Source organism: Salmonella sp. 2018103, from assembly GCF_026247685.1.
Lineage (GTDB): Bacteria > Pseudomonadota > Gammaproteobacteria > Enterobacterales > Enterobacteriaceae > Salmonella > Salmonella enterica.
Genome location: NZ_CP111029.1, coordinates 3,208,362 through 3,225,211, shown reverse-complemented (window position 1 = coordinate 3,225,211; position 16,850 = coordinate 3,208,362). Strand labels below are relative to the sequence as shown.

15 protein-coding genes are annotated in these 16,850 nt (G+C 55.2%); 5 read left to right on the top strand and 10 right to left on the bottom strand.

Translation table 11 applies throughout. From position 1 onward, the window contains the following. Nucleotides 1-234: 234 nt before the first annotated feature. The 3 genes from nfsB to OLG56_RS15715 all read right to left on the bottom strand — a co-directional run bounded on the left by nfsB (nt 235) and on the right by OLG56_RS15715 (nt 1,934). On the bottom strand, nt 235-888 hold the full coding sequence (nfsB, locus tag OLG56_RS15725) for an oxygen-insensitive NAD(P)H nitroreductase (RefSeq protein WP_061377207.1): 654 nt from the start codon (nt 886-888) through the stop codon (nt 235-237). A 96-nt stretch (nt 889-984) separates the two neighbouring features. Continuing rightward, nucleotides 985-1,353 (bottom strand): MmcQ/YjbR family DNA-binding protein, encoded by a 369-nt coding sequence (locus OLG56_RS15720; RefSeq protein ID WP_000348989.1) that lies wholly within the window; start codon nt 1,351-1,353, stop codon nt 985-987. Next, entirely contained in the window at nt 1,353-1,934 is a 582-nt protein-coding gene (locus tag OLG56_RS15715) for a TetR/AcrR family transcriptional regulator (RefSeq protein ID WP_000113609.1), read from the bottom strand. The genes OLG56_RS15720 and OLG56_RS15715 overlap by 1 nt, the downstream gene beginning before the upstream one ends. A 288-nt stretch (nt 1,935-2,222) precedes the next feature. Here OLG56_RS15715 and OLG56_RS15710 point away from each other — a divergent pair, with 288 nt between their 5' ends. After that, complete coding sequence (locus tag OLG56_RS15710) at nt 2,223-2,564, top strand: RamA family antibiotic efflux transcriptional regulator (RefSeq protein WP_000155635.1); 342 nt, start codon at nt 2,223-2,225, stop codon at nt 2,562-2,564. 5 nt (nt 2,565-2,569) lie between these two features. Here the strand turns inward: OLG56_RS15710 and OLG56_RS15705 are convergent, their stop codons facing one another. From OLG56_RS15705 to OLG56_RS15690, 4 genes are all read right to left on the bottom strand, one after another. Further along, the gene (locus tag OLG56_RS15705) at nt 2,570-2,818 is read right to left on the bottom strand and encodes a DUF1158 family protein (RefSeq protein WP_000682498.1); all 249 of its coding nucleotides are present in this window, start codon (nt 2,816-2,818) and stop codon (nt 2,570-2,572) included. Nucleotides 2,819-2,884: 66 nt separating this feature from the next. After that, nucleotides 2,885-4,003: a YbdK family carboxylate-amine ligase gene (locus OLG56_RS15700; protein ID WP_061377206.1), complete on the bottom strand. Its 1,119-nt coding sequence runs from the start codon at nt 4,001-4,003 to the stop codon at nt 2,885-2,887. 11 nt (nt 4,004-4,014) lie between these two features. Beyond that, entirely contained in the window at nt 4,015-4,719 is a 705-nt protein-coding gene (gene entD / locus OLG56_RS15695) for an enterobactin synthase subunit EntD (RefSeq protein WP_023225741.1), read from the bottom strand. A 46-nt stretch (nt 4,720-4,765) separates the two neighbouring features. Continuing rightward, the gene (locus OLG56_RS15690) at nt 4,766-7,021 is read right to left on the bottom strand and encodes a TonB-dependent siderophore receptor (RefSeq protein ID WP_061377205.1); all 2,256 of its coding nucleotides are present in this window, start codon (nt 7,019-7,021) and stop codon (nt 4,766-4,768) included. Nucleotides 7,022-7,209: 188 nt separating this feature from the next. Between OLG56_RS15690 and fes the strand changes: the two genes are divergently transcribed. The 4 genes from fes (at nt 7,210) to wzz(fepE) (ending at nt 13,940) form a co-directional block, all read left to right on the top strand. Next, on the top strand, nt 7,210-8,424 hold the full coding sequence (fes, locus tag OLG56_RS15685) for an enterochelin esterase (protein WP_023137263.1): 1,215 nt from the start codon (nt 7,210-7,212) through the stop codon (nt 8,422-8,424). 30 nt (nt 8,425-8,454) lie between these two features. After that, a complete protein-coding gene (locus tag OLG56_RS15680; RefSeq protein ID WP_001529054.1) occupies nt 8,455-8,673 on the top strand; it encodes an MbtH family protein in 219 nt (72 codons plus the stop codon). Then, entirely contained in the window at nt 8,670-12,554 is a 3,885-nt protein-coding gene (gene entF, locus OLG56_RS15675) for an enterobactin non-ribosomal peptide synthetase EntF (protein WP_061377204.1), read from the top strand. The genes OLG56_RS15680 and entF overlap by 4 nt, the downstream gene beginning before the upstream one ends. A gap of 249 nt (nt 12,555-12,803) precedes the next feature. Beyond that, on the top strand, nt 12,804-13,940 hold the full coding sequence (gene wzz(fepE), locus OLG56_RS15670; protein ID WP_001529067.1) for an LPS O-antigen length regulator Wzz(fepE): 1,137 nt from the start codon (nt 12,804-12,806) through the stop codon (nt 13,938-13,940). A 53-nt stretch (nt 13,941-13,993) separates the two neighbouring features. On the opposite strand, the gene fepC is transcribed toward wzz(fepE), so the two are convergent. From fepC to fepD, 3 genes are read right to left on the bottom strand one after another with little or no spacing between them, the layout of a single operon-like run. Next, nucleotides 13,994-14,788 carry an iron-enterobactin ABC transporter ATP-binding protein gene (fepC, locus tag OLG56_RS15665; protein ID WP_000140623.1) on the bottom strand — a complete coding sequence of 265 codons (795 nt, stop codon included), beginning with the start codon at nt 14,786-14,788 and terminating at the stop codon, nt 13,994-13,996. Continuing rightward, nucleotides 14,785-15,774, bottom strand: coding sequence for an iron-enterobactin ABC transporter permease (gene fepG / locus OLG56_RS15660; RefSeq protein ID WP_000480068.1), 990 nt, complete (start codon nt 15,772-15,774; stop codon nt 14,785-14,787). Before fepG ends, fepC begins: the two co-directional genes overlap by 4 nt. Next, nucleotides 15,774-16,781 (bottom strand): Fe(3+)-siderophore ABC transporter permease, encoded by a 1,008-nt coding sequence (gene fepD, locus OLG56_RS15655; RefSeq protein WP_001277879.1) that lies wholly within the window; start codon nt 16,779-16,781, stop codon nt 15,774-15,776. The genes fepG and fepD overlap by 1 nt, the downstream gene beginning before the upstream one ends. Nucleotides 16,782-16,850: the final 69 nt, after the last annotated feature.

Below are 16,850 nucleotides of genomic sequence, written 5' to 3'. Positions count from 1 at the left end.
ACAATATCGCCATCGTAGGCGCAAACCGGTGTCACGCCGTTTTCTCCTTCATCCAGATAGGGGTATCCAGATATGGCAAACGGCGTGCCAGTTTTAAATATTATTTATTTTCAATAGGTTGAAAGAGGAAGTTAACACTAGCGATGTAAAACCTGGCACTTCGCGCCATTGATCATTGAGGAACCTGGCAGAAAGGTGAAAAAAGCCGGACGGGCGTCCGGCTTAGGCAGGGGATTAAACTTCCGTCAGTGTGGTTTCAAGCGGCAGACGTGATTTCGGCAGCCCGGCGTTGAAATCCTCGACGCTATGATGGCCGACCGGCACCACGACCAGACTGGTATAGCCTTTTTCTTTCAGACCAAATTCAGCGTCGAGCACCTCGGCGTCGAAACCTTCAATGGGGACGGCGTCGAGACCCATCGCGGCGACGCCCAGCAGAAAGTTGCCGACGTTCAGATAGACCTGTTTCGCCATCCACTGGTGGTCATCTTTCAGCGAGACGCGGTGCATATCGGCGAAAAAGCGGCGACCTTTATCATTTGCCGCTTTATCTTCCGGCGTAGCGAAACGGCCATCGGCTTCTTCCTGATCGACGACGCGCTCAAGCCATGCGTCATCCATTGCGGTTTTTGCGCAGAAGACCACCACATGGGAGGCGTCTAACATTTTACGTTCGTTAAACACATAATTGGCGGCGGCGGATTTTGCGACACGCGCTTTGCCCTCTTCCGTACTGGCGACAATAAAGTGCCACGGCTGGGAATTGGTGCTGGAGGGGCTGTACTGTAGTAGTGTTTTTACTTTATCCGCTTCTTCGGCGGTCAGTTTTTTGCTGGGATCGAACGCCTTAGTGGAGTAGCGCTTTAAGGCGACAGAAACGATATCCATAAATGCTCCTGGTTGGTTTAGTACCCTTTTGCATCAGCAGGGTACCGGGTTATCGGTAAAAAGATAAGGGAGGAAAATGCGGAAACGGTTATTGCATCAGCGCGGTCGCAGGCGCAGTTGCTCTCTTTTAGGCAGCCCGTCTACGACCAGATTCCATGAGTCATTTATCAAATCGTTGAGTAGCGAGACGGTGATATCCTCGCCCGCATAGACTGAAATCCAGTGTTTCTTATTCATGTGATAGCCAGGCGCAATGCTGGGGTAAATTTGTTGATTTACCAGGGATTTTTGGGGATCCGACTTCAGGTTCACCACTGGACGGCAGTGATGTTCAGTGAAAAGCATGAATATTTTGCCGCCGACTTTAAACACATCGTACTGTGGGCCGAAAGGCCAGCAGTGTTCGGTAAAAGGCAGTTCCAGCGCAAAGCGTTTTGCACAGGCGTGCAGTGTTTGACCGTCCATTATTGCTCCTCGCGAGTCAGCGCGCGCCACATGGCTTCGAATCCCAGCGCAATATATTCGCCAGCGCGAGCGGGATCGCGCGCGGCGAAATCCATTGTTGTTTCAGCCAGCGCCAGAAAAAGGCCGTCGCCGAAGGCGCGGTACTCATCCGACATAAACACCATCAAAACGGAACGATGACATAAATCGCGCAATTCGGGGAACATATCGTCGGCCCGTTGTTCCGTCTCTTTGGTGAGCTTTTCGCTGACGGCCAGTTGACGGATCGCCCGATGGCGCGCGGGATGGTTCAGACCCCAACTGATGTAACTGTTCCAGATAAAACGAGTCATCATTTTGGCATCGGTAATGGATCGATCCAGCTCCATTATCATTGACTGGCAGAGATCCTGCTTTAAATGCAAATACAACGTGTTAATCAGCTCATCTTTGGTCGCGAAATAGCGAAACAATGTTCCTTCTGCAACACCTGCGTTACGCGCAATCACCGCCGTTGAGGCAGCGATGCCGGATTGCGCTATCGCCTGGGTTGCCGCTTCCAGTAATGCTTGTTTTTTGTCTTCACTCTTCGGACGAGCCACTACACGTTACCCTTATGTCTGGAAAAACATGATTGAATCATGCCCGTTGTCGCGTCGCAACGGTGAATGTCAACCTTTGAAAAGTACCTTGACGGCGTATCTTTGCTTTCTATAATGAGTGCTTACTCACTCATAATCAAGGGCTGCCGCATGAAGTGGTAGAAAAGCATATTGCAGGCCATGCGATAAGCCGTCTCACAATTTGTGTGGTTATTACTATGCTTATTGCTGTTGCCGTAAATGTGCGGTGCGGGAGCCGCTGACGAGTTTGATAGAGGGGAGAGCACGATGACCATTTCCGCTCAGGTTATCGACACGATTGTCGAGTGGATTGATGATAATTTGAATCAGCCGTTACGTATTGATGATATTGCCCGTCATGCGGGGTATTCCAAGTGGCACCTGCAGCGCCTTTTTATGCAGTACAAAGGGGAGAGTCTGGGGCGCTACGTGCGTGAACGGAAGCTAAAACTGGCGGCGCGCGACCTGCGCGACACCGACCAGAAGGTGTATGATATTTGTCTAAAGTATGGTTTTGATTCGCAGCAAACCTTTACGCGCATTTTTACCCGCACGTTCAACCTGCCGCCAGGCGCTTATCGTAAAGAAAATCATGGCCGTACGCATTGAAATGTTTAATTGGCCAGCGAAAACCAGCGCCGCCAGATAAAGCGAATAACATAATATTCCAGCGCGCCGAGCAACAGAAACCATAAACAAAACAACAAAGTATAAAGCTGGTTGAGATCCATAAGATGAAAGATCCCGACCAGTTTTTGCGCCAGCGCAAGGCCGAGCGAAGGGGCGGGCAGCAGCAGGCTGGAGAGCAACGCCATCAGCAAAATACCGGCAGCGGTCATCAATGATTCAAGCGGGTGTTTCATGGCTTTGTTAAACGTAAGTTAAAACGCCATTGTCCGGGATATCGCCTGGTAAGGCAAATATGCTGTCTATTGTCCCGCCCAGATTTCACAATGTTTTTGTACCAGACCTATCAGCGATCCGCCGTCGGCAATAAACTCCCGCATATATTGCGCTTCGTTACCGCCTTTTTTCACCTGCAGACGTAGTGCGTCAATGGCGCTGTCGGCGCCCAGCTTGCGCGCCGAGGGGGTAACGTTGTCCAGCAGACGCAGCGTATCATCTGCCAGGCGACGGCGGTCGCCGGTATAGGCATCGGTTAGCACGCCCTCCAGACCATAGCGGCAAGCCTGAAAACGGTTGAATTTATATAACAGATAGTCTTGTTCCTGCGGTTTAAAGGGACGCTCGGTCAGCAGCCAGTGCGCGGTCGTCTGAATCAACCCTGCCATATTGATGGCATGATCAAGGGTGAGCGGCGTATCCATCACCCGAACTTCTACCGTGCCAAAGGCCGGGCTGGGGCGGATATCCCAGTGCAAATCTTTGATGCTGTCGATCATCGTGGTGTAAGACAGACGACGAAATAGTCCGGCAAACTCTTGCCAGTTACTGACCCACGGCATGGGACCGTTATCGGGAAAAGCGGAAAAAATATTCAGGCGCGCGCAGGCAAAACGGGTGTCAGATCCTTGCATATAGGGAGACGCGGCGGAGAGCGCAATAAAGTGTGGCACAAAATGCGACAGCCCGTGTAAAAGATAAATCGCATCGTCGCCGTTCGCGCAGCCGACGTGGACATGCTGGCCGAAAACCGTCGCCTGTTGAATTAAGTAGCCGAAATTTTCCAGCGTGCGTTGATAGCGCTCATTATCACAGACCTCCTGACGCTGCCATTTTTGAAAAGGGTGCGTACCGCCGCCGCAAATGCCGAGATGGTGTTCCGACGCCGCCTGTAAAATAACGTGCTGCATGGCAGAAAGTTGGGCCGCCGCCTGGTCAATATCGCGGCAGACGCCCGTGGCCATCTCCAGCATACTTTCGGTGATATCGTGCTTAATTTCTCCCGCAGTAAGTTGGGGCTTAACGGCGTCGATCAGCGTAGAAGAGTCCTGACTTAAATCGTAGCCAGGTGGATTGATCACCTGCATCTCCAGCTCAATACCAAGCGTATAAGGTTCAGAAACGTGAAAATCATTCAGCGCCATAGCGATCTCATTTATCGGGGTATTGCACTAAGTATAGAAGCGGGAGCGCTCCTGTCGTGGGGAAAGCGCGTTATTGCAGAAACAAGAGTAATAACGCTATTGCCACGTTGAAACCATTCTGTACGGACGGTACGTTCAGCCATCGTGGCGGCAAAGGCTGGCAGCAGATTTAACGAGATGTGCGTGGCGGTAAGCGAGGTAACTTTTGCGCTATTGAATCCCGGGAGCGTGACGCGGTCTGAAAAGGCTTTATAAACGCTCTCTTTGGCGGAGAAAGCCAGCGTCAGGGCAAGTGGAAAAGGGAGCGAGCTCGCCTGGAGAATTTGGCGCTCATCGCTATCGATAATGGACGGCGCCAGCTCTGTCGCCGTGTGCTGACTCATGATTTTTTCTATATCAACGCCGACACGCTGTCGGGATATGACGGCCAGCGCCGTTGACGTACAGTGGCTGATGCTGCCAAATAGGCCGTCCGGCCATAGCGGCTGTCGCTTGTCGCCAATACCGGGCACTGTCCTGACGCCCACCTCGCGTAGCGCATGAACGGCGGCGATGCGGCCTGCCAGATGTTCAGCTTTACGCTTGCGTCCGGCAGACCGTAGCCGATCGTGATGAGGCAGCCATAACAGGTCGTGCTCGTGAAAGCTGCTCGCATCAAAGTCGACGATATGCAGCCTGTGTCCGGCAAAGGGAAGGGGAAAATGAGATGTCCGCATCGTTTTTTGCTAATTCCCTCCCCGAATGAGGGAGGGAAGGTTGCCATCAGAAATGGGTATTAATGCTCATATACCACGTACGTCCCGGTTCGTTATAGGTGTACGCGCCAGCGCCCGCCATATAAGCGCCAGTTTGAGTATCCCTGACGGTTTGCGCGTTACCTTCACGCCACAGACGTTTGTCAAAGAGGTTATCCACGCCACCGGTCAGGCTGACATTTTTGGTCACGTCCCAGGTCGCGCTCAGGCCAACAATACTGTATGGGCTGACCGCTTGCTTATCTGTTCCGGTAACGGGGTTGCCCTGATAATCATATTTCTTCGGCTCTTGTTTGCCGTACCAGGTGAAGGTCGATTGCAGAGAAACGTCCTGACGTACCTGCCAGCTCAGGGTTGAGTTAAGCGTGTACTGTGGAATAATCGACAGGCGTTCGCCGGTCTCTTTGTTTTTACTCTGCAGCATATACGTAACGTTATTCGTCCAGTTGACGGTGTCGCTAACCGGTACGTTTAACGTGCCTTCCAGACCTTCAACGACCGCTTTCGGCACGTTCTCCCACTGATAGACATCCGTTTTGCCGTTGTTGATACGCTGCAACGGCACCGTACCCGCTTCAATCTTATTGCGGTAATCATTGCGGAACCAGGTGATGCCGGCCAGCCAGCCATCGCGTTTAAATTCCAGACCGATCTCTTTATTGATGCTGGTTTCGGCTTTCAGATCATCGTTACCCATCATATAGCAGCCGATGCCGGTACCCGCGCCAGTCGCGTAGCAACCCTGACCTTTGCTATACAAAATATAGTTTGGGTTAGTCTGGTACAGACTCGGGGCTTTATAAGCGCGGGCGATCCCCATTTTCAGGGTAAAGTCATCCCCCAGACCTTGCGACAGGTTCAGCGACGGGCTCCAGTTATCCCCCACAATACTGTGATGATCGAAACGTAGCCCCGGCGTCAGCATGGTGCTGTCGGTCAGTTCCATGTTGTTTTCAGCAAACAGAGAGAAAATTTCCGCTTTTGAATAGGGGCTACGATTGGTACTGCTGTAACCCGGGATATTTCCCCCCATAAAGGTTTGCGAGTTGGAGAGCTCGTCTTTCATACGCTGTTGGGCCCATTCGCTACCCAGCGTCAGGTTTTGATTGACCAGCAGATCGAAAGGAAGGCTCACTTCGCTGTGTAGGGTGACGTCATTCAAATCAGCATCGGCATATTTTTGCGATGCTTTGGGATCGAAAATCCCTTCGGTGCCGCCTGCCAAGCCTTCCGGCATCCGGGAGTTACGGGTATGTTCGTATTGCACCCAATTACTGGTGGTTACGCCATTATCCCAGCCGCCGTTCCAGGTCAGAGAGTAGTTCTGCCGATAGAGGCGGTTCGTCTCTTTTCCGTAATTATCTTTCACCAGTTGGTTCGTATTGGTGTTCTGAGTATCGCCGGCATAGAGGTTGCCCTGGCGACTGTATCCGGCCTCCAGTTCCAGAGACTGAAGCGGAGCAAAATCCCAACGAACCACGCCGTTGATATCTTTGTTAATGACCCCCTCGCGTCCTGCCGGTAGCGTGTCGGCGTAACTCCCGGTACGTTCAGACTGATGCCCCTGGTTAATATTACGCGCATCCGCCTGCGTTTTGTCGAGGTTGCCATACAGACGGAAGCTGAAATCCCCGCCCAGCGGGCCGTTCAGGCTAAAGTTAGTGCGTTTGGTCGCGCCTTCGTCTTTATGTTCCGGCGCGTTGAAATAGGTATTCCAGGAACCGTGCCACTCGCTACCGCCTTTTTGGGTAATGATATTGACCACGCCACCCGCCGCGCCGTTACCGTAGCGTGCGGCGGCAGGGCCACGCAGCACTTCAATGCGTTCGATCATCTCCGGCGGCACCCACGCGGTATCGCCGCGGGTATCGCGTTCGCCGCGCCAGCCCAGGCGCACCGAGTTACGGCTGGTGACGGGTTTACCGTCTATCAGGATGAGGGTGTTTTCCGGCCCCATGCCGCGAATATCGATTTGGCGGTTATTCCCGCGCTGACCGCTGGTGGAGTTGCCGGTCAGGTTCACGCCCGGCATGGTGCGGATGATTTCTGACACGTCGCGCGCGGGCGGATTTTTGCGGATCTCATCGGCGGTGATGGTGGATACGCCTGGCGCCTGTAGGTTTTGCTGGGCAGCGGTCACCACGATGGTGTCTTCATTGGTGAGCGCAGCGCTATCGGTTTTTTCTTCTGCCATCACGGGCAGAGCGGCCCCGTAAATCCCTAAATTGACCAGTAAGGTCAGGGAATGAATCTTCTTGTTCATTGTATATCCTGCTTTTCTTTAGCCACATAAGCCAAAGCGCCCGTCAAAGGCATTGGCCGGGTGGTGAAATTGTGTTCGCGCGTCCCATAGCGCGACAATACGCTATTGCAAATGCAAATAGTTATCAATAATATTATCAATATATTTCACCTTTTATATACAAAATTCATAATAAACACAGGGTTATAATGAAAGAGGCGCTGGCAACGGGAAGTGAGGCCTGGTGGAGGACGAAAACCGGGCCGGAATGGATACGGGAAAAAGACGGAAATTATCGGGTCACTTTTTGGTGGCGCGACCCGCAGGGAAACGAAACACACTCCCCGATACGGCGTGTCTGGGTCTACATCACTGGCGTAACCGATCATCATCAAAACGCGCAGCCTCAGACGATGGCGCGTATTGCCGGAACGGATGTCTGGCGCTGGAGTACGGCGCTTAGCGCTAACTGGCGCGGCAGCTACTGTTTTATTCCTACCGAACGCGATGACGTTTTTGCCGCTTTTGCGCCGGGCGAAACGCCCGATCGGAACGCACTGCGTGAAGGCTGGCGACAGCTATTACCGCAGGCGATTGCCGACCCGCTTAATTCGCAAAGCTGGCGGGGAGGACGTGGTCATGCGGTTTCAGCGCTGGAAATGCCGGATGCGCCCCTTCAGCCGGGATGGGATCGTCCTGAAACGCCGTACTCGCCGCCTTTGATGATGCAGTGGCATAGCGAACGTCTGGGTAACTCCCGCCGCGTATGGATATTGACGACCGGAGACGAGGCGCCGGAGGAAAGACCGTTGGCTATTCTGCTGGACGGTCAATTCTGGGCGGAAAATATGCCCGTCTGGCCCGCGCTCGCCTCGCTGACTCATCAACGCCTGCTTCCTGGTGCCGTCTACCTGCTGATTGACGCGATTGATACTCAACACCGCAGCCAGGAGTTGACCTGCAATGCCGACTTCTGGCTGGCGGTGCAGCAGGAACTGTTGCCGCAAGTCAGAGCCGTGACGCCTTTTAGCGATGATGCCGGGCGAACGGTGGTCGCCGGACAGAGTTTTGGCGGCCTGTCGGCGCTGTATGCCGGCCTGAACTGGCCGACGCGTTTTGGCTGTGTACTAAGCCAGTCAGGATCGTTCTGGTGGCCCCATCGCATCACCCCGCCGGAGGGGGAAGTCATTACCCGGCTGAAAACCGGCGCATTATGCGCGCGCGGACTGCGTATCGTACTGGAAGCCGGCGTGCGTGAGCCGATCGTGTTTCAGGCGAATCAGGCGCTTTATGCCCAACTGAATACTTCGCAGCAGTCCATTTTCTGGCGTCAGGTTGACGGCGGACACGATGCGCTTTGCTGGCGCGGCGGGCTAACGCAAGGGCTGATGCTGCTTTGGCAGCCGCTTATCGACACGCTTTAACCGGGCACATGTCCATGACAGGAGTTGAGTATGGAGTTCAGTAATCCCTTCGATAATCCGCAGGGACAGTTTTACATCCTGCAAAATACGCAGCGTCAATTCAGCCTTTGGCCAGCGGCGTGCGCGCTTCCCGCAGGATGGGACGTGGTATGCGAACCGCAATCGCAGGACGCGTGCCAGCAGTGGCTTAATACGCGCTGGACAACACTGAATCCGGCGCATTATGCCGATAAGCAGGAGGCGAAATGACGCAGCGTTTACCATTAGTCGCCGCTCAGCCGGGGATCTGGATGGCGGAAAAACTCTCTGATTTACCCTCCGCCTGGAGCGTGGCGCACTACGTGGAACTGAATGGCGAGCTGGATGCCCCCTTGCTGGCAAAAGCGGTAGCGGTAGGGATGCAACAGGCGGATACGCTACGGATGCGTTTTACCGAAGAGAACGGCGAGGTCTGGCAATGGATAGATCCTGAGCGCACCTTCGGCGAGCCCCCGATTGCCGATTTACGCGACCAGCCCGATCCGCATCACGCGGCGCTGACGTTAATGCAGGCGGATTTACGGCAAAACCTGCGCGCAGATAGCGGTAAGCCGCTGGCTTTTCACCAGTTAATCCGCATTGATGATACCCGCTGGTATTGGTATCAGCGCTATCACCATTTGCTGGTGGATGGCTTTAGCTTCCCGGCGATAACCCGCCAGATTGCGGCGATTTATCGCGCCTGGCAGAGCGAGGCCCCTACGCCGGAGTCGCCTTTTACCCCCTTTGCGGATGTGGTCGAGGAATATCAGCGCTATCGCCAGAGCGAGGCCTGGCAGCGTGACGGCGCCTTCTGGGCGCAGCAGCGCCGCGAGCTGCCGCCGCCGGCGTCAATGTCTGCCGCGCCGTTGCCGGGGCGGTCGGCGAGCGCGGATATTCTGCGTATGAAATTGAGCGCGCCGGAGGGGGCGTTTCGCCAACTGGCGGCGCACATGCCTGAGATACCGCGAGCGGATCTTGCCCTGGCGCTGGTGACGTTGTGGCTGGGACGATTATGCGGGCGAATGGATTATGCCGCCGGATTTATCTTTATGCGGCGGATGGGCTCGGCGGCGTTAACGGCGACCGGGCCTGTCCTTAACGTGTTGCCGCTGGCGGTGAACCTTCATGCGACGGAAGATCTGCCAACGCTGGCGAAGCGTCTTGCGGCGCAGTTAAAGAAGATGCGCCGCCACCAGCGTTACGACGCCGAACAGATTGTACGCGATAGCGGGCGAGCCGCAGGGGAGACGCCGCTATTTGGCCCGGTGCTCAATATAAAAGTGTTTGATTATCATCTGGATCTTCCTGGCATACAGGCGCAAACCCATACCCTGGCGACGGGGCCGGTTAACGATCTTGAACTGGCGCTTTTTCCGGATGAAAACGGCGGTCTGGATATTGAATTGCTGGCGAATGCACAGCGTTACGATGATGCCACGCTCTCCCGCCATGCCTTACGGTTGCTGGAGCTTATCACGCAGTTTGCGGATAACCCGGCGCTGCGCTGCGGCGATGCGCAAATGCTGCTGGCGGAAGAACAAACGCAATTAGCACACCTTAATAATACGGCGGTAACGATTCCCGCCGCCACGCTTAGCGATTTGGTGGCGCAGCAGGCGCAAAAAACGCCAGAGGCTTTCGCGTTGGCAGATGCGCATTATCGCTTTACCTACCGTGAAATGCGTGAACAGGTTGTGGCGCTGGCGTACGCGCTGCGGGAACGCGGCGTTCAGCCTGGCGATAGCGTGGCGGTGGCGTTGCCGCGGTCGGTTTTCCTGACCTTAGCGCTGCATGGCATTGTCGAGGCGGGCGCCGCCTGGCTGCCGCTGGATACCGGTTATCCTGACGATCGGCTGCGAATGATGCTGGAAGATGCGCAGCCGAAACTTTTAATTACGACTCAGGCGCAGCTGGCGCGCTTTCACGATATTCCGGGGATGGAATATTTGTGTTATAGCCAACCGCTACCGGTCAGTGACGCCACTCCGCTGGGGCTGTCGTTACCGCATCATACCGCTTACATCATTTTCACCTCTGGCTCGACGGGCAGGCCGAAAGGGGTGATGGTGGGACAAACGGCGATAGTCAACCGGCTGCTGTGGATGCAGGATCACTATCCGTTGACGGCGGATGATGTAGTAGCGCAAAAAACGCCGTGCAGTTTTGACGTCTCAGTATGGGAGTTTTTCTGGCCGTTTATCGCCGGGGCGAAACTGGTGATGGCTGAACCGGAAGCGCACCGCGACCCGCTCGCGATGCAGCGGTTCTTTGCGCAATACGGCGTCACGACCACCCATTTTGTGCCGTCGATGCTGGCGGCCTTTATTGCCTCGCTCACGCCAGCGTCGGCTGGGAAAAGCTGCGCTTCCTTAAAGCGCGTTTTCTGTAGCGGCGAGGCCCTGCCGACGGCGCTGTGCCGCGAATGGGAGATGTTAACCAACGCGCCGCTACACAATCTGTACGGGCCAACGGAGGCCGCGGTGGATGTGAGCTGGTATCCGGCCTGTGGCGATGAGCTGGCGGCTGTTGACGGCAACAGTATCCCGATTGGTTATCCCGTCTGGAATACCGGTTTGCGTATTCTCGATGCGCATATGCAGCCGGTGCCGCCGGGCGTGGCTGGCGATCTCTATCTTACCGGTATCCAACTGGCGCAGGGCTATCTGGGGCGTCCGGATCTTACCGCCAGCCGTTTTATCGCCGATCCTTTTGCGCCAGGCGAACGGATGTACCGTACCGGAGATGTGGCGCGCTGGCTGGATTCCGGCGCGGTGGAGTACCTGGGGCGCAGCGACGATCAGCTCAAAATTCGGGGTCAACGTATTGAACTGGGCGAGATTGACCGCGTCATGCAAACGCTGCCGGATGTTGAACAGGCGGTAGCACATGCCTGCGTCTTTAATCAGGCGGCGGCGACGGGCGGGGATGCCCGGCAACTGGTCGGCTATCTGGTGTCGCACTCCGGTTTGCCGCTGGATTTACCGGCGCTGCAGGAAAAATTACGCCAAAAACTTCCCGCGCATATGGTGCCAGTTGTGCTGTTGCAACTGGCCAGCTTGCCGCTTAGCGCTAATGGCAAGCTGGATCGCAAAGCCCTGCCGCTGCCGGACCTGACGCCACGCGTGAAAGGGCGTGCGCCGCAGTCCGCAACGGAGATTGCTGTCGCCGCGGCGTTTTCCCGCCTGCTGGGCTGTGAGATTAACGACGTTGAAAGTGATTTCTTTGCGCTGGGCGGACACTCGCTGCTGGCGATGAAACTGGCCGCGCAGCTAAGCCAGACGTTTAACCGTCAGGTGACGCCGGGTCAGGTGATGGTGGCGTCTGACGTGGCGCAGTTGAGTAAGCTGCTCGATACTGACGATGACGAACGCTCGCGCAATCTGGGGTTCGGGCCGCTGTTGCCGCTGCGTGAAAGCGATGGTCCAACGTTATTTTGTTTCCATCCGGCGTCGGGGTTCGCCTGGCAATTTAGCGTATTATCACGCTATCTTAGCCCGTCGTGGTCGATTATGGGGATTCAGTCGCCGCGCCCCGCTGGCCCTATGCAAACCGCAACCACCCTTGATGAGGTATGTGAACATCATCTGGCGACTTTGCTCGCCCGGCAGCCGCATGGCCCTTATTATTTATTAGGCTATTCGCTGGGCGGGACGCTGGCGCAAGGGATCGCCGCCCGGTTGCGCGCGCGCGGCGAAACCGTAGCGTTTTTGGGGTTACTGGACACCTGGCCGCCGGAAACGCAAAACTGGCGGGAAAAAGAGGCGAATGGCCTCAATCCGGACGTATTGGCGGAAATTGAACGTGAACGCGCAGCGTTTGTCGCCGCTCAGCAGGGAAATGCCTCCGAAGCCTTATTTACCGCCATTGAAGGCAATTATGCGGATGCCGTCCGTTTGCTGACGACGGCGCATAGCGTACCGTTTGATGGACATGCTACGCTCTTTGTGGCGGATAAAACGGTGCCGGAAGGCGTATCGCCTGAACAGAGCTGGTCGCCGTGGATAGCGTCTTTGGCTATTTATCACCAGCCGTGCGCGCATGTAGATATTATTTCTCCCTCCGCTTTTGAAACTATCGGGCCCATCATCAGCGAGCTCATTAATAAATAACGGGCGTTGTTTCTGCCTTTAACAAATTAAATCCTGAAACCCATAATAATTACTAATTATTATGGGTTTTTTATTGCAACGATTAATTCTTTTAACATAAGTGATACATGCTACAGGCAAGTTTAATTCCGAATATTTAGCTTTTCGGGCACTGGCGCGCAAAGAGTGTTTCGGATAATTCTGACTTGCTGTTAGAATCTCTGACAGGAATGTGTTCTTTCATTGGATAAAGTTTTCAGGTCATACGGCATGCCATCTCTTAATGTAAAACAAGAAAAACATCAGTCACTTGCAGGTTACTCACTGCCGCCCGCCAACAGTCATGAAATCGATTTGTTTAGCCTTATAGAGGTGTTATGGCAGGCGAAACGTCGTATTCTTGCTACCGTTTTCGCCTTTGCGTGCGTGGGGTTACTTCTGTCCTTTTTGCTGCCGCAAAAATGGACCAGCCAGGCGATTGTCACACCGGCGGAGTCGGTACAGTGGCAGGGACTGGAGAGAACGTTGACCGCGCTGCGCGTGTTGGATATGGAGGTAAGCGTTGATCGGGCCAGCGTCTTTAATCTGTTTATTAAAAAGTTTAGCTCGCCCTCGCTGCTGGAAGAATATCTTCGTTCTTCTCCGTATGTCATGGATCAATTAAAAGGCGCGCAAATAGACGAGCAGGATCTTCACCGGGCGATTGTCGTGCTGAGCGAAAAAATGAAAGCAGTGGACAGTAATGCCAGCAAGAAAAATGAAACATCATTATTCACGTCGTGGACGTTGAGTTTTACCGCGCCGACGCGGGAAGAAGCGCAAAAAGTGCTGGCTGGCTATATTCAGTACATCTCTGATATCGTCGTGAAAGAGACGCTGGAAAATATTCGTAACCAGCTGGAAATCAAAACCCGCTATGAGCAGGAAAAGCTGGCGATGGATCGGGTGCGTCTCAAAAACCAGCTTGATGCCAATATTCAACGTCTCCATTATTCGCTGGAAATCGCCAACGCCGCCGGCATTAAGAGACCGGTTTACAGTAATGGTCAGGCGGTAAAAGATGATCCGGATTTTTCTATTTCTCTCGGCGCGGATGGTATTTCCCGCAAACTGGAAATTGAAAAAGGGGTAACGGACGTGGCCGAGATCGACGGTGATTTGCGTAACCGTCAATACCATGTTGAACAACTGGCGGCAATGAATGTGAGCGACGTGAAGTTTACCCCGTTTAAATATCAACTGTCGCCGTCTCTGCCAGTGAAAAAAGATGGCCCGGGTAAAGCGATCATTATTATTCTGGCGGCGTTGATTGGCGGTATGATGGCCTGCGGCGGCGTATTACTGCGTCACGCGATGGTCTCGCGTAAAATGGAAAACGCGCTGGCGATAGATGAACGGTTAGTCTGATTTAAACGAAAAGCCGGATAGCGATTATCCGGCTTTGTCATCTGTGTGAACGACTATCGCCGCCCCAGCGGTACCACCAGCGGCGTCCCGGCAACCGGATCGTCGATAATCATACAGCGCAGCCCATAGATTTTTTCGATAAGCTCAGCGGTAACAATCTCTTTCGGCGCGCCCTGTGCGACAATGCTACCTTCGCGTAATGCAATCAAATGCGTGGCGTATCGGCAGGCTTGATTCAGGTCGTGCAGGACGGCGGCGAGCGTATAACCTTTTTCGCGGTTGAGATCGCTTAACAATTCCAGCAAATCAATTTGATGGCTAATATCCAGCCACGTTGTCGGCTCATCCAGCAGCATGATGGACGTTTCCTGCGCCAGCACCATGGCTATCCACGCCCGCTGGCGTTGGCCGCCGGACAGAGTATCTACGCTTTGCGTCGCCAGTGAGGTGATACCTGTTGCACGCATGGCACTGGCGACGGCGTCGGCATCTTCCTTGCGCCAGCGGGTAAATAACGGCTGATGCGGATAACGCCCTCTGGCGACCAGTTCTTGTACGGTGATATCGCCCGGCGTAGTGGCGTTTTGCGCCAGCAATCCGATGCGCCGCGCCACCTCTTTACTGGCGTAACGCTGTATTTGTTCGCCATCCAGCCAGACATGGCCATCAACAGGCGTCATCAGACGGCTTAGCGTGCGTAGCAACGTTGACTTGCCGCAGCCGTTAGGGCCGATGATGGCGGTAAAATGGCCGTCCGGAATCGAAACATTAAGGTTTTTTGCGACGGTATAGCTGCCATAACCCAGCGTTAACTGGTCACCGCGCAAACGGGCTACGGATTCGGTCATTTTTTGCGGGACTCCTGAATTAACAAGACGATAAGATAAATACCGCCGAGGCTGACGGTGACCACGCCCACTGGAAGCTGATAAGGCATAAACAGTTGCTGCGCGCATGCATCGGCGGCCAGTAGTAACAACGCGCCGCACAGCGCCGACTGGGTTAATCCCCAGCGCGCTGTGCCGCTAAGACGGCGGGCGATGTGCGGCGCGACAAGGGCAATAAACGAGATGGGGCCTGCCAGTGCCGTTGCCGCAGCGGTGAGCGACACCGCCACCAGCATCAGCATCAGGCGTGACCGCTCCACGCTAACACCCAGCGCGCAGGCGCTGTCATCGCCCATCTCCAGCAGCCGCATACGACGCACCAGTAGCGCGGCGCCTGTCAGCATCACAATAATCAGCGGCGCCGAAGGCCAGGTTTTTGCCCATGTCAGACCGTTGAGCGACCCGGCGTTCCATAAGCCGGCGGTGAGCGCCGTTTCCAGCGACGCCTGCAACAGAAGCCAGGTATTAAAGGCGACTAACATCGCGCGGATGCCGATACCGATGATAATCAGCCGGAAAGTTTCAATCCCGTTACGCCAGGCGAGCAGCCAGACAAGCAATGACGTGACGATACCGCCCGCCATTGCCGCCAGCGCGATCGCGGTAAGATGCTGGCCAAACAGGACCATTGCGACCAGTACGCCGCTCCAGGCGCCGGTATTAAAGCCCATCACATCAGGGCTGCCTAGCGGGTTACGCATCAGCGACTGAAAAATCGCGCCACTGACGCCAAGCGCAGCGCCAATCAGCAACGCCATTAATACGCGCGGTAGTCGCCATTCGGTTACGACAAGGGTGATGTTACGCGGCGCGTCGCCCAACAGCGCGGCAATAATCTGCCCGGTCTCAAGAGGCACGGCGCCGCTTTGCAGGCTCCATAAACCAATGGCGAAGCAGCCAGCCGCCAGAAGCAGGCAGCTTACGATAAGCCGACGAGAAAGAAACATCACAGGCCGCCTCCGTTCGATTTACGGCGTACCAGAAAAATAAGTACCGGCGCGCCGATAAATGCACTGACAACCGATACGCGGAGTTCGCCCGGCACCAACAGACGACCAATAATATCGGCAAAAAGCAGCAGAGCAGGGGTTGCCAGTAGCGTCACTGGCAGCGACCAGCGGTGGTCTGCGCCCACCAGCCAACGCGCCATATGCGGCATCATCAGACCAATAAAGGCGATAGGGCCAACCAGCGCCGTTGCGCTGCCGCACAAGACGGTAATCGCCAGTAAACCGATAAGTTGGGTGCGCGCCACTTTACTCCCCAGCGCCGTCGCGGTATCGCTGCCGAGGCTCAGGCTGTTCAGCGCTCGGCTCAGAAATAGCGCCACGATCCCAGCGATAACCACGGGCGCAAGCGCGACTTTCAACGTTTGCAGGCTGCGAATGTCCAGCGATCCCGCCTGCCAGAAGCGAAGCTGGTCATAGACCTCTGGATTTAACAGTGCGATGCCGCTGGTCAGCCCTTCCAGTACCGCGCCAAGCGCCACGCCCGCCAGTGTCAGGCGGACCGGGCTTAGCTGGCCGCCGCCCTGACTACCGGTGAAGGCGACAATCAGCGATGCGATAAGCGCGCCGCTAAATGCCATGAAAAGCTGTTCCAGCGGCGTGGAGAAACCAAACAGCGCCGCGCCCAGTACAATGGCGAAGCTGGCGCCGTTGTTAACGCCCAGAATCCCCGGGTCGGCGAGCGGGTTGCGAGTAAGTGTTTGCATGAGCGCCCCGGCGAGACCCAACGCGCCGCCTGCCAGTAATCCGGCCAGCGTACGCGGCAAACGCGCATCCAGGACGATGGTGCAATCGGCGCTTTGGCACACGCCGGTGAACGCCTCCAGCACGACGGCGGCGGGCAGCGGTTTCGCGCCAATGACCAGGCTTAAAACCGCGGCGAGACTCAGTAATAACAACAATCCGGGCACGGCAAACGCGCGCGTCACGGAAAATGAGCATGACATAGTAACTTCCTTGATAATGATAGTAATTATCGTTATCTATCTTATTTGGTTATGTTAGCATGTGCAGCC

Bases quoted from the DNA above. Each gene is read 5' to 3' on its own strand.
- OLG56_RS15700 (WP_061377206.1), bottom strand. From the start codon at position 4,003: ATGGCGCTGAATGATTTTCACGTTTCTGAACCTTATACGCTTGGTATT.
- entD (WP_023225741.1), bottom strand. From the start codon at position 4,719: ATGCGGACATCTCATTTTCCCCTTCCCTTTGCCGGACACAGGCTGCAT.
- OLG56_RS15690 (WP_061377205.1), bottom strand. From the start codon at position 7,021: ATGAACAAGAAGATTCATTCCCTGACCTTACTGGTCAATTTAGGGATT.
- fepD (WP_001277879.1), bottom strand. From the start codon at position 16,781: ATGTCATGCTCATTTTCCGTGACGCGCGCGTTTGCCGTGCCCGGATTG.
- entF (WP_061377204.1), top strand. From the start codon at position 8,670: ATGACGCAGCGTTTACCATTAGTCGCCGCTCAGCCGGGGATCTGGATG.
- OLG56_RS15710 (WP_000155635.1), top strand. From the start codon at position 2,223: ATGACCATTTCCGCTCAGGTTATCGACACGATTGTCGAGTGGATTGAT.
- fepC (WP_000140623.1), bottom strand. From the start codon at position 14,788: ATGACCGAATCCGTAGCCCGTTTGCGCGGTGACCAGTTAACGCTGGGT.
- OLG56_RS15680 (WP_001529054.1), top strand. From the start codon at position 8,455: ATGGAGTTCAGTAATCCCTTCGATAATCCGCAGGGACAGTTTTACATC.
- fepG (WP_000480068.1), bottom strand. From the start codon at position 15,774: ATGTTTCTTTCTCGTCGGCTTATCGTAAGCTGCCTGCTTCTGGCGGCT.
- fes (WP_023137263.1), top strand. From the start codon at position 7,210: ATGAAAGAGGCGCTGGCAACGGGAAGTGAGGCCTGGTGGAGGACGAAA.
- nfsB (WP_061377207.1), bottom strand. From the start codon at position 888: ATGGATATCGTTTCTGTCGCCTTAAAGCGCTACTCCACTAAGGCGTTC.
- OLG56_RS15705 (WP_000682498.1), bottom strand. From the start codon at position 2,818: ATGAAACACCCGCTTGAATCATTGATGACCGCTGCCGGTATTTTGCTG.
- OLG56_RS15720 (WP_000348989.1), bottom strand. From the start codon at position 1,353: ATGGACGGTCAAACACTGCACGCCTGTGCAAAACGCTTTGCGCTGGAA.